Origin of the sequence: Leptospira ainazelensis (genome assembly GCF_016918785.1) — a bacterium.
Lineage (GTDB): Bacteria > Spirochaetota > Leptospiria > Leptospirales > Leptospiraceae > Leptospira > Leptospira ainazelensis.
Genome location: NZ_JAFFPT010000087.1, coordinates 58,330 through 73,397 on the forward strand (window position 1 = coordinate 58,330; position 15,068 = coordinate 73,397).

Genomic DNA, 15,068 nt, shown 5'->3' on the forward strand with positions numbered 1-15,068 from the left:
AATCGTTTCCTATTTTATCTAGTAATATTTCTTGCATGAAAATCTCGAATGGAACGATTGAGACTTTCATACTTTTCGGATTTTTCAGTAAAACCGGCCTTAGAATAAATTGCTTCCATTCTTTGTAATGTAGGAAGTGCAACGACGGTAAAACTTAAAGCTTCTTCATAACTTTTTAGCGCCAAGGAAAGATTGCCGGCTCTTTCATAAAGCATTCCCTGCAAATGAAACAACTCGGGATGATCAAAACCCTTTCCCTTTAAAAAAATGATATCTTCTTCAACGGATTCGTAGTTTTTGCCGACCAGAAATCCCGACTTCGCCTTCCAAAAAAAACAATCCAGCCGTCCGGAATCTTCAGTTTTGCATCGGTTGAAATATTCTTCCGCGTTCTGAAATTTTTTGGAAAAGAATTCTATTTTACCGAGTAAAAAAAGTGCGTCCGCGTGCTCGTCATCCAACTCTAAAACTCGAAGGAATGCGCTCTTCGCCGCGTCTAAGTGATTCGATGAATACTGCGAAGTTCCTTCATTGTAAATTTCGGTGATTTCTTTTTTAATAAAATAAGACCGGATCAAAAGTCCGAACACGACAAAGAAAATCAAAACCAACCCAAAGAGTCCGTTTCTGAGATTCAAATGTTTTTGTATGATTTCCGAATTAAGCGCAATCATTGAGTTAACACCTTCCATTTTTTGGATATTTCTTTTACGCCTTCCGATATGACTCGATCCAGTTTATCTTTTGGTCCGACGGTTATGTATTCTACGGCGCCGATTCTTCGTCCTGTCTTGTCGTATGCACGGATATAGATCAAAAGAGAATTCTTTCCGTCAAGAACCGAACCTACTTCTTTTAAGATCACCGTTGAATCTAAATAATAATCGAATTTAAGTTTCTCTTGGAGCGCCTTTAGTTCTTTATCAGTCTTGCCGATCAACTTGATGGATGGATCTGATTGAACTTCATTCGATGTGTCATTTGTCTTTAGCTTTTCTTTTGAATCCGCCTCGATTTGAATGAATCCGAAATTTTTGAGCGAGGTTGTTTCCCGCATTTCTTCGTCGATCACAATCGGAGAATATCCTTCTTTCAAAAGAACGTATTGTAAACTTTCTCGAAAGATATCATTTACAAAAGAGGCTCCAGTTGAATCTTTAATTCTCACTTCCCCGATGATAACCACACCGTTTTTACCTGTTTCTTTGGCGCTTTGCGGTTCCGAAAGATAGAAGGGAATGAGGGAACAGGAATTTAAAAAAATGATCAACCCTAAACTTAATAGTTTTTGAATGTGTTTTTCTGGGTATCTCATTTACCCTCCACGCCGAATATAAATTGATTTTGTAAACTCACTCCGTTTACATCCTTTGCGGTAGTATCTACGATAAGGTTATAGATAGGAAATCCGGCGGGAGCCGTGTTTGTTCGGAGTAAATTGAAATCACCACCCGTCGCGGCGTCTCCAAACAATGTCCCGTTACAAGATGCTTCTTGTTCGGAAAAAGAAACCGTTAAAGCCCGACATCCAAATGGGAACGCCGGCTGACAATCGGACCAAACGAATGTTGAAATCCGCGCGTTTGTAAGCGGAGGAGACACTCTCTGAATACGAACCGCGTTAGCCGTAATTGCAGTTTGCATATAGTTACTAAAAATGATCCGGAAGTTATCCGTGTTTACGTCCGCACAAGCGTTTGGTGATCCGGCAAGTCCCGTGCCGTCGTCCCCTCCTCTAAAACGATAGGATCCCGCGCCGAGTAACGCAAGAGAACTATCCCAAAAACAGGATCCTAAAGTCCAGTCGCCCCCGAGAGTCGCTCCGACTCCAGGCAAAGCGTTTGCACAACCTTGACTTGCAAGTCCGACGGCCTGGACCGCTGGTGAAGAAAATATTCCGCCCGCTACAAAACTAACCGAACTTGAGTTTGCCATTTTGTAACCCAAAGCACTCGTTGAATTCGAGCTTACGTTTATAGTAATTCTCTGACCGAAAGTATAGGGTAAATCGGGAGTGATGGTAAGAGTTCTTCCGTCCGGCGACCAATCAAAATCGGAAGGAAGACTTGGGGACAGAGCAACCGCAAGAGAGGTCAGATTCGTATCCATCGGCTCTGAAAAAACGACGGAAATGGAATTACGACTAGCGACAGTCCCAAGACAACCATCCGTTATGTCATTCGCGACCATATCGGCAATAGTTCCTGTTCCCGCTAAACAGGCAGGTAAGTTTCCCCGCAAAGTGTTAACGGCAAGGATAGAAGGAGTATTAAAACTGCTTCCGGGAGCCGCACCGACCGCAAATCGAGAGGTAAATACATCTTTTAAATCTTGTCCCCCTTCCGATTCACATCCTTTTGTGATCGCTATCGTATAAGTTCCGGCACTTAAGCTGGCGGAAGGAGTAAACTCTATACTTATCGGTGTTGTGTGATAAAATCCTGTTACATTCGGACTGATAGAAAGGGAACTTACACAAGTATCGATTTTCATCAAACGGTCGAAAGTTACCTGCACTTTAGTATTCGGTGAAACATTTGCTTCGTTTGATCCGGGCGTAAAGACGAGAACCTTTGGATTTTCTCCCGAATTTAGATAGGGTAAAAATTTCCCCGCTTGATCGTTTACATTATTACAAGAAATTAAAGTTATAAAAACAACTAAACTTAGAAAGACCACACGATTCCATTTTAAATAATCCATCAATATCCTCTCTCCGGAAAGAGTTCCGAATTTTCTCGGTTTTCCTTGATCAACTGTGAAACGATACTGTTTCCTTTTCCTTTCGCGACGTTGTAAAAAGGCAGATCGATCAGATCTCTACCGCTTGCGTTGAAGTATTCGTAACAAGATCTCAAATATTCCGCATAGGAATCCGCAAGTTCGTCTTGCGCCCTGGAAAGTTCATACTCTGCTTTTAAGGATTCCGTCCTTTTAGTGAGTCCGCTTTTAAATTTACTTTTGATTATTTTATAATTTTCTAATGATAAAATGACCTTTCGACTCACGGCATAGATCACTGAAAAGTTTTCAGTAAGTTTGTCTTTGGATTTTACAACTTCGAATGCAGCCTGTTTTTTTGCGATATTGTAAGCGGCAACCGCATCGTTTAGTTTCAATTCACCCTCTAAAATTTTGCGGGACTGAGATAGATTATCAAACAATTGCAAATTTGCGCTGTTAAACGTATTTTCACCTTGTCCGACAAACTGAGGTCCATAGCCCGGAATTCGCTGTATCCCGGTTCCATCCGTCTGCACACCGTAATTGGATTGAGTTTGGAATGTAGAACTACCGAGAGGTAGGACGACGGAGAAATTAAATCCGTAATTGTAATGATTTACAGGATTGATGTCGTTTGAGTTTTTACCCGCATAACCGCCGACGAGAAACTTAGGCTTCCAATAATCCTCCGCAATTTCTCTTTCAACTTTTAGTTTATCAACGACAATCTTTGTCTTTTTAAGATCGGGTCGATTGTGCTCTAAATCACTTTCATCCTTACTCAATATGGGGAAAGGATCATTAAGGACGTAATCATAAAATACATTCTCCCTAATTTCGACTTCGTCCGATTCTTCCAATTGAAGAAATAACTTTAGCTCCGTAACCGCAGCCTTATGATCCTTCTCGGCCTTTATCAGACCCAGTTGAGCCTCGTTCAATTTCTGTTCGATTTCAAGAACGTCGATTCGCGCTTTTAAACCGTTTCGATACTCGGAAAAGATATCATTCAATTGATTTTTGAAACTTTTATAAAGTCTTTTAGAAGTAAGTAGTTTCCCTCTTGTAGCAAGAACCTTCATATATTGTCTTACTATTTCGATTTTAATTTTTCTAACTTGTATTTTGAATTCTGCCCTGTTTAGCTCTGCGGATAACTTTGCGATTTCGATATTCTTAAAATTCTCGCCGCCATCATAGAGGAGCTGCTGAACGGTCAATCGGATATCATTGTAAACGGAATCGACTTGATTTTGATTTAGATTTCTCAATCCGAAATAGGAAATCCCTAACTTTGGGAGGTATTCTCTCCATTTTTCGTTGAGTGTTAGCTCAATAACTTCATTTTGTCTTTCTATATTTTTTATGATTAAGTTGTTTGTGATTCCGATTAGTATCGCCTTTTCTAAATCCAGTTGTAATAAATTCCCTTTCCCCTTCTCTTCCGCATGAATTTCAAAGGTAAAAGAAAAGAAAAAAACTGAAATAGAGATGATAGCCGTGTGAAACTTCATTTGTCTCTGGGAAATTTACGATTTGAATTTACAAATTCCTATCTGTGATGTGACTTATAATTATAAATCACAAATTCCTTTGAGTCAGAGGACAATATTGTAATAAATTAGTCAAGCGCGATACAATTTCTGCTTACTAAAAACACAGGAATTCGTTTCATTAATTTGAAAGATAAACTGATTGAATGGCAAAGGAGCATTAACCTTGAGGAAACTGCATTATTATGCTTTGCGTCTGGTACCTTCTTCTGTTAATCCTATAAGTAATTTTTGCGCGATTTCATATTCTTTCTTTGATAATCCGGCAAGCACTTCGATCGATTCTCGCAGACCCTTTTTGGAATCGATACGTTTAATAAGCTCGTTATCGCTGGCCCTCTCTCGAAGAAAATCCGGAACCCTTTGTGGTGATTCACCTCGTAAAATCCATTCACGTCTAAATCCGTGAACCATTTCGATAACGATCGCAGAATCTTCTGGGAGAGTAAATCTACCACTGAGCCAACCGCTGATGGTTTGTTTAGACTTGCCGATCGTTCTTCCAAACTCAGTCTGATTTCCGCCAAAATGGGAAAGGATAGTTTTTAGTCGTTTATTCTGCTCTTTCAAATTCAGTCCGGTTATAATACTTTTTTGTTGACAAATGTATTAATATAATACCATTATCTCGACGAAGGTTTTCCATGAAACAAAAAAAATGAAAACGCTGGCCAAAAAACAACACAAAAGATGCTTAATTAAATAATTGAAATTCGAAACATTAAAAATCAGGTTATCCCATTGAATCTAAACATTCTATTTCCGACGATTGCGGGAATTATTCATATCTCCTTTGGAATTTACGTTTTTAATTTAAAACCAAAACAAAAGACTCAGTCTATTTTTTTGTTTTTAAATTTTTTACTTTCTACTTGGATGATAATTCAAGCCTTCAGAGTGTTTCTTCCGGTCGAATATCGAAACATAGCCCTTAATATCACATTCCTTCCGATCTCCTATGCTACGTTTACCTTATTTGCTCTTAGTTCAAAGATTGAGAACCCCGGAAAAAGACTTCCAACATGGTCTTATCTCCTCGGGTTCTTCGGACTAACCTATATAACCTTTACGTGTTTAACTCAAAGAATGGCGACTCTCAAAGATCCTCAAAACTTCATATTTGATTTGAATCTAAACTATCACCTTTTGGTTCTTTATTTGGTTTTCTGGATGGTATTAGCGATATGCGCCGTTACCCGAAAGATGCTAATCACACGAGGAGATTTTAAAGTCAGGCTCTTTTTAGTTTTACTAGGAGCGATGCTCGCGCTACCGCTCACGACGATCTTCGTCTATTTTTTACCTCTTTTCGGTATTTATAAACCTTATCTTTCTTCGGTCGGATTGATCATTGCTTCCATATTTTGGGCAGTTGCGATTTTGCACTACGACGCATTTCAAATCAAATCCAAAGTTATAAAAGGAGAAGATTTACCGATGATCAACAAAGCGGCTTCCGGCGGGTTCTTACGTGTATTAGAAAAACTAGATCCGATGAGATATATCCAAAAAAGTTCAAAACAGAAAGCGGAAATTACAAAAGAAATATTGATTCAGGATTACAACTTAGCGACGAACACTGGAGAGCTTTCTTTGGAAAAACGAGCTCAGATTCTTTCCAAAAAATTCGGAAGATACTTTAAGTAGAACGATTTTGTTTGGATACGGCCAACATCATTTGATAGATAAGATTTCGAGTTTCCGGTGGAATCTGATCGTAAAAAGCCAAAAGGGTATCTTCCGCTTTATCATTGGAAATTTTGTTCCAAAGATAATCCCTTTTTTTCATTTTTTTGATCGTTTCCGAACTTCCTTCCGAAGAGGTGCTCATCTCGGCGTTCCCCTCGCCTTTGACAAGCCAAAGACCGGATATCTTATGAACGGTTTCGATCTCCGCCGCCAGCTTATCAAGCAGCGGCCTCTTATCGTTACAAATATAACTGATGTAGTTCTGAGACTTTCCTATGGATATCGCAAAGTCTTCGTCGTTCATCGCGAGAATATTCTTAATCGCGTAACGAAGTCGTTTCCCTGGTGAGGAAAAATCAATATTTTCTAAAGGAATTGTGATAATTTTATTTGACATACATCACAAAATAGCTCAATAGTAAGAGATGAGCTTTTTATTCAATGGTTCTAAAGTATCTATCCTAAAGCCATTTTATGACAATCTTAAAAATAGAATCGATGTACAAAATGAGAATTTTTTTATAAAAAACTGATTTCAGGCGAAAACAGCAACGAGACCGATTCGGATTGTTTGTATCCATTCGCTTCTTGGAAGCAAAACGGTTATTTTAATTTTTTATTGGAGAATACAAAGTATGCTTAAATGGTATGATTTTCAAGATTTAGAAAGTTCAATGGGGCGGCTGATTACATTAAGGCGAAAACTAAACGCTGCGGCGCAATTCAGGTTGATAAATGAAAAAACTCCAAGGGAGCTTAGGCTTTATATTTTCGTTAGCCGCCTCATTCTTAAAAAAAGAATATTGAAACGAAGATTTGATTGGTCTCGAAATGAACTCAAGGTTATTTTTTCAGAAAAAGTAACTCTACAGAATAAGGTCAATGAAATGGAAAACTTGTTTCAAACCAAACTCAGTGAAAAAGAAAAAACACTTCGATTGGCAGTTGAGGAAAACAAAGAGTTGAACTTGCAAATCAAAAGATTAAAAGGTGAATTCTCTAAAATATGATTCCGCTTTTGTATTCTGAATTTTAAGTATTTTGAAAACCTAACTGCTTTGTTTACTATCAATCATGTCCCCTATTCGATTGCAATTTCACCTTCTCAGACTCCATTATATTTACGAGAATTGTTATTGATTTCAGCGCTTCCTGTCATGTTTTGAAAATAATAATGATTTTTTAACGAGGAAAGAAGATGAATTGGATAAATTTTCAAAACGAATTACCAACGATTAAGCCAGGAGATTCGATTTTACTTCGATCTGCTTCAGGAGAGTTTTTCGTATGCGAACTTACAAACGAAGGAATCTTGAAACGACCCGAAACCGGCTATAGATACTCGCTCCGCGACGCCACTCTTACTCATTGGTGCGAAATTATGGATCCTGATTTATTTAAAAATACAAATAATCTCAATTGATCCGGCCTTTCAAATTAGAAATGATCGATTGCTCTTTTTGATACATTAAAGTCCTTTAATATCTCTTTTTAGCAAGCGGATTGCTAAACCTATATCCCATTTTGGAATATTCTTTGCCGCCAGGTGCTACCACAGGATCAATCTATCTGCCGTTTTAATGCGAGCGTCTTATCAATAATGACCTCCGACAAATTTGCAATGAATTCCTTTTCTTGCATGTAAGTTGAATCCGGACTTATAAAATAATCAAATTTAGAGTCCTCGACTTCACCTGTGTTTTTAAAACAAAATTCATGCCGCTACCAAATCTCGCTCTTCGGACAATTTTCTGAATCTGACTAAATGTGGGAATTCAACTAAGTCCTTAAAGTAGTATTGAATATGATTGATGAGTCGTTCGGGAATCTCAGTTTGGAACTCAATTATCAAACCTTCATAGGTAAAATCAGTTTCTTTTAAAATCCTGTAATCTGCTTCTGAAAGTTTTGATTTTGAATACTCTAAAAAGTCCTCGAAACTTGCTTCCCGATACTGTATTTTAGTTTCGACTTCTTTTGCTATATTCTTCTTCGAACTATCGATGACTTTTTTTTCTCCATTTGAATCGTTTGGGTATTCCGTATTTTTTTGAACTGCTTTTTCTTCAACAAGCTCGTTAAAAATCACGTCCAATGCTTCTTCTGTCTTTTGGGTAAAAAAGCTTTTAATAAATTGAGCCTTTGAACGAATTACTGGATCGAGAATCGTAATTTTATTCGATTCAATTTTTACCCTGAGAGATAGCAAATGATCCTTAGTTAATCTAGGCAAAATTAAGGAGCCAATGTATTCACAAAAGTTTTCCCAGGTCGGGGCGACTTTAATGACCTGTTTTGTTTCCTTTCCTTCTGAAAGATCAGAGGCTCTTTCTTTTCTCTTTTTTTCGGACACTTTTTTAAGTGCTTCAAAGGTGGAAGGAATTTGAACACGATATGAATAAAGGGTAGCGATGCTTAGGCTCATACTTTGCCAATACATATCTGTTTCATATTCATCCGCTTTTTGAATAAAAATAAGTTTCTTCATTAAATCTGAAATCGTCTCAACTGTTAGATTGGAATCGTCTTTCGACCATTTCTCTAAAATGGCGGATTCTTTATTACGATTCAGGTCACCTGCATATTTTAAACCTGCACTTTCAACTTCAGCTTTTATTCCCTCTATGTACAGATTAGTCATAGATTGAGAGAACCGCGCGCTTGCGCGTTTTTTCTCCTTTTCATATAATGTTGTTTGTACTGTAATTTCAGGTTCACTTTTTGCCGGGTGCAAGGACTTCATGTTTTGCGGAGTGCTCGTGTCAGCGATTGGAGAGGTGTTATCAAAATGTGGACTGCCAGAATTGGAAGCAACAGAAGTGCGCGGCCATAATTCTTCGATATCACTTTCTGGAGTTAAGATCGCGGTATTTTTTGCCTGCTTCGGTCTTTTGTTAGAATTCCGAGTAAAAAGTTTTTTGAGGAATTCGGCCACTCTTGAAAGGTTTAATCGGATTACGGTTTTCTTCTTAACGTTTTTAGTTTTGTTGATTCCTTGAGATTTTTCAAACCATTCGTCTATAAATACAATTTCCGATGGCTCGCGGTAAATAGATTCTTTTAGGGATTTAATTCTATCTTTAGAAACCCAGACGAGAGTATTCGGTTTTACTCGATAAAGCGAGCGTAAGACTCTTAATGTCCCCTCTCTTGTCAGAGTTGATTCTCGATATACCATTCCTTTTTTTATGAGTCTTGAAATTGAATTGCTTATAGCGGTTTCAGTTTTTTCGAATCTATAAGCAAAGGCAATGTTTGTTAAAGTGCAGCCAGCAGATCTTTCTGAATTCTGGTGTATCACTGAAAAAATCGCTTTTTCTAGATCGGTAAGCCCCTTTCCATTTACGAGAGCATATTCAATTTTGATATACTGTTCGTCGATAAACGGTTTTCTGTCATTCGATGAAGGGAAACCGTAATTTATCTTTTGGGCATAGGTCAATTGCCCGTTGAATTTGGTATCTTCCACGTTCGTTTCCTATAGCGGTGCCAGACATACTTCGGGCTAGGCACGGCTGGGTTAATTGCCCTACTCTTTCAAAAACGGGGAACATGGATTAGGCATGGAGCCTTTTGGATGGTCCTCGATTTGCGATTTGCGGCCTAAGTGGTAGTGGCCGGTCCTAAGTTATGTCTTCTTAGAACGTACAGGACTAGAATTGGGTACGATACAAATGTCAAGCAAAATAATGAGACATAACAAATTATCTGGGGTATTGTGGAGGGAAGTCGGCCTGCGTCGACTACCACATCTCCGCAGGCCAGAATCGCAAATCTCGGATGAGATCTATTCGGTACTCTATAACCCGTGTACGGATTTGGGTACTCTTTTTTTAAATTGGAATAATAAATTTTTTAATCTGTTAAATATCTCACACGTGAGATATTTAACAGTCTGTCAAAGTTGGTTCGATTGCTCTTTGAGGATTGCGATTTTTCCTTCAATTCGTTTTACTTCAGAATCGATAAATGTTTTTACTATTTTTTTTTGCAGTGGAGTCAGCTTTGAACCTGAGCGAAATTTTTTATAAAATTCTTTCGCTCGGCGCGTATTCATCTGCGTTTCCGTTAAGTTAACAAGTTTTTCCGAAGAAGGAGTTTTGGTTTCAGCTTCGTTATCTAAGTCATCAACCATTAGTAAGGCTTCTCGAAGGCCGGTCTCGTCTGGGGATTTAATTTTTACTTTTCCCTTTGCAATTTTCATATAGCGTCCTGCCGACGCTCTTGAAAAAGTTAAATTTCTATCAAGCCAGCTTTCGAAAGAACCATGAGGAAGTTCAGATTTCTTTTTAAGAAGCAATTCTCCAACTAAAATGAATTTTCTAACGCCATTTGAAATATCATTTATGGCTCCCTGGTGGAGGTTGTTGATCTTTTCTGCATCAAAATCTTTGACATTCGAAACCTCTTTTTCATTTAAAGTTGTTTCAGGATAAGTGTATCCGGGATCTCGTTCGAGCATTGCGTTTAGCTTTTTTTCAGATTTTTTCATAAAGATAAAAGCTCCTCCGCTAAGTTTAAAAAGTATGTAAAAGCAGTGCTTTTTGTATTTAATGGTTGCTTCAGATTTTTCGCAGTTTTGATTCCGTCATTCGTATAGATAACGGAATGGGTCATTTTTAGTGATCTACCAGAAACTACCTGGGCAAGAAGTTCTTCTTTCGCAGGAGAAATATTGCTTCGTACGACTAAAAGTGGAATTTTTTTTCCGGTTTTTTTGGAAACAATATCCATTTCTTGATTAATCTTTCTTACGCCATCAGCATTGTGTGTGTCTTCTTCAAGAGGAGCTAATAGTAAATCCGATACTTCGATCGCAAAACGCATTGCATTGTTTAAGGACGGATGGACATCTAAAATGATGAAATCATATTCCAATGCAAAGAGTTCTTCAGAAAGCCTTATGCCAAGGGAGATATCGCTATAAAGTAGAAAATCCAATTGTTGAATTTTTCCAATAGTCGGAATAACATCGAAACCGTGATCAGAATTTTTCCAAATTACTTCTTCAAGAGAATGGAATCCTGTTACAGCAGAATATAAATTTCGTTTATCAAGATTTGCAATTTCGGGATGGTAACTTAGACAAATGCTGGTAAGGTTGTTGTTTTCTTCAAGGTCCACCAATAGTACCCGGTAGCCTTTAAAAGCGAGAGCCTGACCAAGTCCAACGGCGTCCGTAGTCTTTGCAACTCCACCTTTGTGGGCTACAAAACTGATAATTTTTCTTTTAAACTTTTGCGAACGAGCCATCTATGGAGAAATAGAAATGGTGTACTAAAATTTAAAAGCTGATTTTTTTATCTTTTAGGAAATTCGAAAAATAATAACGAAAATATTTTTGACAGGTAGAGAAATCATATTTAGGTTTATGATCGTGCCAGGCGCGCAACAAACCAGGGCGGGGCAAGTCACATAGTCCTGCCCACCAAATTCAAATCAAGGATCGTTAACGAACCTTGGCGGTTTTTCTACGAAATTATTTAAAATTTGAACCTGATTTTCAATTTTCACCTCAAATTCCTTTTCTCCAAAATATAAATCTTGAATAAAATCCATAATAAGCTTCCGGAGAAGTTCCTTTCTTGTTTCTGTATCCAACGTAATCACCATACTAAGTATATGTATAGTGACCCTTTTTCCCGGACCCGACAAAAAGAGTCAAGACCATACGTGGAAAATGTATTTTTTTGAAAGAACTCAAGGGCTGGAATTCAAACTCAAGTAATGCACTTCGAATTAACGAATGTCGCATTAGCAGAATTCAGAGCTTGCTTTTTAGGTTTCTTACCATATTCCGAATCATCTCCTGATCGTTAGTCGGGAGGAGAAGGAAATCCTCTATCATAACCCGAAGTCCTTTTGTCTGGGATATACTTCTAAAAAATTCAGATTCTTTTTTGAGAACGGCAACTTGTTCTTTTTGGTCGCTTTCCGTTATAAACATTTCTCCTTTTCCGGTGAGGAGCCACTTCTGGGAAATTTTGCAAATCGCTTCGATGGCTAAGGCGAAAATAAAAGGGATTTCGAGTTTTCCTGTAATATACTTGCTGATCGTTTGTTGGGTGGGGTTACCCTCGAATTTCTCCGTAAACTGAGCTTGTGTCAGCCCTAAAAATGACAAAGCTTCGGAAAGCCTTTCCCCTGGACTTTTTTCTCTTTTTTCCATACATTAAATCCCACTTGACAAATACGCCAAAGGCGTATAATGTGTTTCTGTTATTCTTAGATCGATTCTATGGGAAGTGTCTTACGAAAGGGATAAAAAGGCAAGTCGTTAATGGGACCACTGCAAATATTCTTTTTTAAGAGGGGAGAGTTCATTTAGGATTTTTTTAAGAAAAACAAATGAGAGACGTGAAAATGAAAAAAGCCCGGCTGCAACCGAGCTTTTTTTGGTGAGCACATTGAACTCTATCCAAGTTCGAGTGTTTACCTCCGTTTCCAAAAAGTCAATCAAATTTTTGTAATGGAGTTAAAACCATGAATAAGGACACAAGGGCAGGGTATATCGCTTGCGAAGCGATGCTCGCGTTTGAAACGTTTCGGAAAACACGAGGATATAGACCAAACGAGGAAGAAAAGGTAACGATCCTGAATGATCGCGGATATGTGAACGCATTGAGGGTGATTAGGTATCTGGAGTATTTAAAAACAAAGTTGTTAGAGGAGATAGGGCAAAAAAGCAAAGTTCAAAAATTTCAAGAATATACAGACCGAGTAATTTTACCTGCTTTGGAAGGCGGTATCTCATGGCCTTTATAAAAGCAACGAAGGAAAAATCAAAACTCAGAGCCGCGATGTTTGGACCTGCGGGAGCGGGTAAAACTTTTACAGCTTTGTCCATGGCGGAAGGACTCGGACAAAAAATTGCAGTGATAGATTCAGAAAAAGGCTCGTCTGCAAAATATTCGGATCGATTCACTTTTGATATTTCCGTATTGGAAGACAAGTCGATCGATTCGTATATCCAAGAAATAAAAATCGCGGGAAATCTCGGATACGACGTCCTTATCATCGACTCCGGTTCTCACGCTTGGCAGGAATTAATTGAAGAGGTGGACAGACTTGCGAACGCAAAATTTGGAGGGAATAAATTTGCAGCTTGGTCTGTAGGAACACCCAAACAGAAAAAATTCATCGCCGCTATCTATGATTTTCCCGGTCACTTGATTTTTACAATGAGATCCAAGACCGAATACGTTCTTGCGATAAACGAAAAAGGTCAGCAAGTTCCAAAAAGAATCGGCCTTGCACCGGAACAGGGAAAAGGTGTGGAGTCTGAATTCGATATTTTAATCGAACTCAGTGTAGACCATACGGCAACAATTACAAAGGACAGAACGGGTAAATTCCAAGATGAGGTTCTCGAAAAACCAGGGAAAGAATTTGGAAAAGCATTAGCCGATTGGTTATCTGTCGGAGCTCCTCCTGTCCCTAAACCTGAAAAAACTTCGAATGAAAAGTATCGCGGTCTTGTAGAGGCAATTCCAAGAATTCAAAGGGCAACCAATCTATCCGAAATAGAAAAGAAGAATGAACTTCTTAGGTTGAAAGATCGCTGGGAAAAGATAAAGGACACTTTTTTAGAAACTGAAATCCATTTCTTTAACGATGGTAGAAGTGAGTTAATCAATGCTCTGGGAGAATATGGTTGGGCAGAACCACCGGAATTTTCTGAAAATAATCTTCCAATTTCAAAACCTGTCATAACCCCCAAAAAAGAAACGAACAAGAAAACAGAATCTAAAACCCCAAAACCTGAGCTTGCAATAGCAGGAGTGAATGGATCCAAAACGAAAGAGGAGGATTTCTAAATGTATCCAGTTATCCGCAAATCAAACAAACTCAGAGAAAAACTGGACCGATACGAAATCGAACATTTGTCTGCGTCTTCTTTAAACGCATACATTACGGATCCGGCTAAGTGGGTTTTAAAATACATTCTGAAATATTCAGGAACCGGACCCTCTCTTTGGAGGGGGAACGGAATCGAAAATGCAATGAAAAACGTGGTCCTTTCTAATATGGCGGGATCGGAATACAGCGTAGAAGAGGCTGTTCTTTCTGGGGTCCGCGTCTTTGAAGAATCAGAAAAAGATTTTCTAACCAAAAGGGGAGGGGAGGTTTCCTTAGAATATTGCGAAAAAAAGGACAAAGAATTTTCATATATCGAACCTTCCATTCGCGCGGGTTATGACTACTTCAAAGAAATTCAGACCGCCGTATTTCAAAAGAAATTTGAGATCGATCTTGGAATCGAAATCCCAGCGATCGGGTATCTCGATTTTTTAACTCCTGACCGAATCATCGAACTCAAAACCGCAAAGAGTTTCCCGAGTGAATTAAAGGATTCCGTAAGAAGACAAGTTGCTTTGCAGTGTAAGGCGCTTTCTCTTCCGGCGGAGATTGTATATCTCGGAAAACCAACCAAAAATAAATCTCACGAAGGGTTTAAAAAATTCGAAATCCCGACCTCCGATATTGAGTCTTTGGTAGATGATTATCGTATGGCCGCTCGCGCGATTAGAAGGCTTCTCATGAATACGGATTCGGTAGAAGAGATCATCGAATTCGTTTTTCCAAACTATGACAGTTTTGTTTGGGATGAAGAAGAAAAAGCGTTCGCGAAAGAGCACTGGAGGTTCGCGGCATGAGATTTTTCGAGGAAATAAAAAGAAGGTTCAAAGCATACCAAAAAGAAAGGAGAGAGCGTCATGCTCTCTCCTTCGCCAACGAGGCTTCCAAGAAAGCAAACAAACGCGGAGCCGAGAACTTTTTTGTTCCGGCTCGTAATGGAAAAAGGTAGGAGAGATATGCAAAAAGAACCTATTTACAAACTTCTTAAATTTTACGACTTTTCTGAGACCAAAGAGCCGGACCTTTTTAAAAGCCCGGATGGAATGAGTGTTAGTATCGGCGAGGTGATAGTTGTTTGGAGATTTGGAAAGATCGAACTTGTAACTGATAGCCTGGAAAGGTTGGAAAACTTCTTGAATTGTTTTTCGATCCTTCTACCGAGTTCCAACTTAGAAAGAAAGTTCTACAAAATTTTCCAAGAAATCCCAGAGGCTAAAAGGGATTCGTTTTTTGAAAACTTAA

The 15,068-nt window shown here is 38.6% G+C and carries 15 protein-coding genes and 1 pseudogene; 6 read left to right on the plus strand and 10 right to left on the minus strand.

The window, feature by feature from the left end; all coding sequences use genetic code 11:
* Positions 1 to 14 precede the first annotated feature (14 nt).
* The 5 genes from JWG44_RS21985 to JWG44_RS22005 all read right to left on the minus strand — a co-directional run bounded on the left by JWG44_RS21985 (position 15) and on the right by JWG44_RS22005 (position 4,847).
* Positions 15 to 674 (minus strand): tetratricopeptide repeat protein, encoded by a 660-nt coding sequence (locus tag JWG44_RS21985; RefSeq protein WP_205277167.1) that lies wholly within the window; start codon positions 672 to 674, stop codon positions 15 to 17.
* On the minus strand, positions 671 to 1,315 hold the full coding sequence (locus JWG44_RS21990) for a lipoprotein (protein ID WP_205277168.1): 645 nt from the start codon (positions 1,313 to 1,315) through the stop codon (positions 671 to 673). Before JWG44_RS21990 ends, JWG44_RS21985 begins: the two co-directional genes overlap by 4 nt.
* Positions 1,312 to 2,703, minus strand: a complete 1,392-nt coding sequence (locus JWG44_RS21995) for an Ig-like domain-containing protein (RefSeq protein WP_205277169.1) — start codon at positions 2,701 to 2,703, stop codon at positions 1,312 to 1,314. Before JWG44_RS21995 ends, JWG44_RS21990 begins: the two co-directional genes overlap by 4 nt.
* Entirely contained in the window at positions 2,703 to 4,238 is a 1,536-nt protein-coding gene (locus JWG44_RS22000) for a TolC family protein (RefSeq protein WP_232371802.1), read from the minus strand. Before JWG44_RS22000 ends, JWG44_RS21995 begins: the two co-directional genes overlap by 1 nt.
* A gap of 222 nt (positions 4,239 to 4,460) precedes the next feature.
* Positions 4,461 to 4,847, minus strand: coding sequence for a transcriptional regulator (locus JWG44_RS22005; protein WP_205277170.1), 387 nt, complete (start codon positions 4,845 to 4,847; stop codon positions 4,461 to 4,463).
* Between the two features lie 171 nt (positions 4,848 to 5,018).
* Between JWG44_RS22005 and JWG44_RS22010 the strand changes: the two genes are divergently transcribed.
* Positions 5,019 to 5,924, plus strand: a complete 906-nt coding sequence (locus JWG44_RS22010; RefSeq protein WP_205277171.1) for an LIC10906 family membrane protein — start codon at positions 5,019 to 5,021, stop codon at positions 5,922 to 5,924.
* On the opposite strand, the gene JWG44_RS22015 is transcribed toward JWG44_RS22010, so the two are convergent.
* Positions 5,917 to 6,363, minus strand: coding sequence for an XRE family transcriptional regulator (locus JWG44_RS22015; protein ID WP_205277172.1), 447 nt, complete (start codon positions 6,361 to 6,363; stop codon positions 5,917 to 5,919). The genes JWG44_RS22010 and JWG44_RS22015 overlap by 8 nt on opposite strands.
* A 238-nt stretch (positions 6,364 to 6,601) precedes the next feature.
* Here JWG44_RS22015 and JWG44_RS22020 point away from each other — a divergent pair, with 238 nt between their 5' ends.
* Complete coding sequence (locus JWG44_RS22020) at positions 6,602 to 6,976, plus strand: LIC_10907 family protein (RefSeq protein ID WP_205277173.1); 375 nt, start codon at positions 6,602 to 6,604, stop codon at positions 6,974 to 6,976.
* Positions 6,977 to 7,680: 704 nt separating this feature from the next.
* Here JWG44_RS22020 and JWG44_RS22025 read toward each other — a convergent pair.
* The 4 genes from JWG44_RS22025 to JWG44_RS22040 form a co-directional block, all read right to left on the minus strand.
* Complete coding sequence (locus JWG44_RS22025; RefSeq protein ID WP_205277174.1) at positions 7,681 to 9,435, minus strand: hypothetical protein; 1,755 nt, start codon at positions 9,433 to 9,435, stop codon at positions 7,681 to 7,683.
* Between the two features lie 429 nt (positions 9,436 to 9,864).
* On the minus strand, positions 9,865 to 10,458 hold the full coding sequence (locus tag JWG44_RS22030; protein WP_205277175.1) for a DUF3102 domain-containing protein: 594 nt from the start codon (positions 10,456 to 10,458) through the stop codon (positions 9,865 to 9,867).
* Positions 10,455 to 11,219, minus strand: coding sequence for a ParA family protein (locus JWG44_RS22035; RefSeq protein ID WP_205277176.1), 765 nt, complete (start codon positions 11,217 to 11,219; stop codon positions 10,455 to 10,457). The genes JWG44_RS22030 and JWG44_RS22035 overlap by 4 nt, the downstream gene beginning before the upstream one ends.
* Positions 11,220 to 11,730: 511 nt before the next feature.
* Positions 11,731 to 12,135, minus strand: a complete 405-nt coding sequence (locus JWG44_RS22040) for a helix-turn-helix transcriptional regulator (protein WP_205277177.1) — start codon at positions 12,133 to 12,135, stop codon at positions 11,731 to 11,733.
* Positions 12,136 to 12,449: 314 nt separating this feature from the next.
* On the opposite strand from JWG44_RS22040, the gene JWG44_RS22045 reads away from it, so the two are divergent.
* The 4 genes and pseudogenes from JWG44_RS22045 to JWG44_RS22060 form a co-directional block, all read left to right on the plus strand.
* On the plus strand, positions 12,450 to 12,731 hold the full coding sequence (locus JWG44_RS22045; RefSeq protein ID WP_205277178.1) for a hypothetical protein: 282 nt from the start codon (positions 12,450 to 12,452) through the stop codon (positions 12,729 to 12,731).
* Positions 12,732 to 12,766: 35 nt separating this feature from the next.
* Complete coding sequence (locus tag JWG44_RS22050) at positions 12,767 to 13,783, plus strand: ATP-binding protein (RefSeq protein ID WP_232371805.1); 1,017 nt, start codon at positions 12,767 to 12,769, stop codon at positions 13,781 to 13,783.
* On the plus strand, positions 13,784 to 14,623 hold the full coding sequence (locus JWG44_RS22055; protein WP_205277180.1) for a PD-(D/E)XK nuclease family protein: 840 nt from the start codon (positions 13,784 to 13,786) through the stop codon (positions 14,621 to 14,623).
* Positions 14,624 to 14,782: 159 nt separating this feature from the next.
* Positions 14,783 to 15,068, plus strand: a pseudogene (locus JWG44_RS22060) (hypothetical protein); the annotation flags it as partial.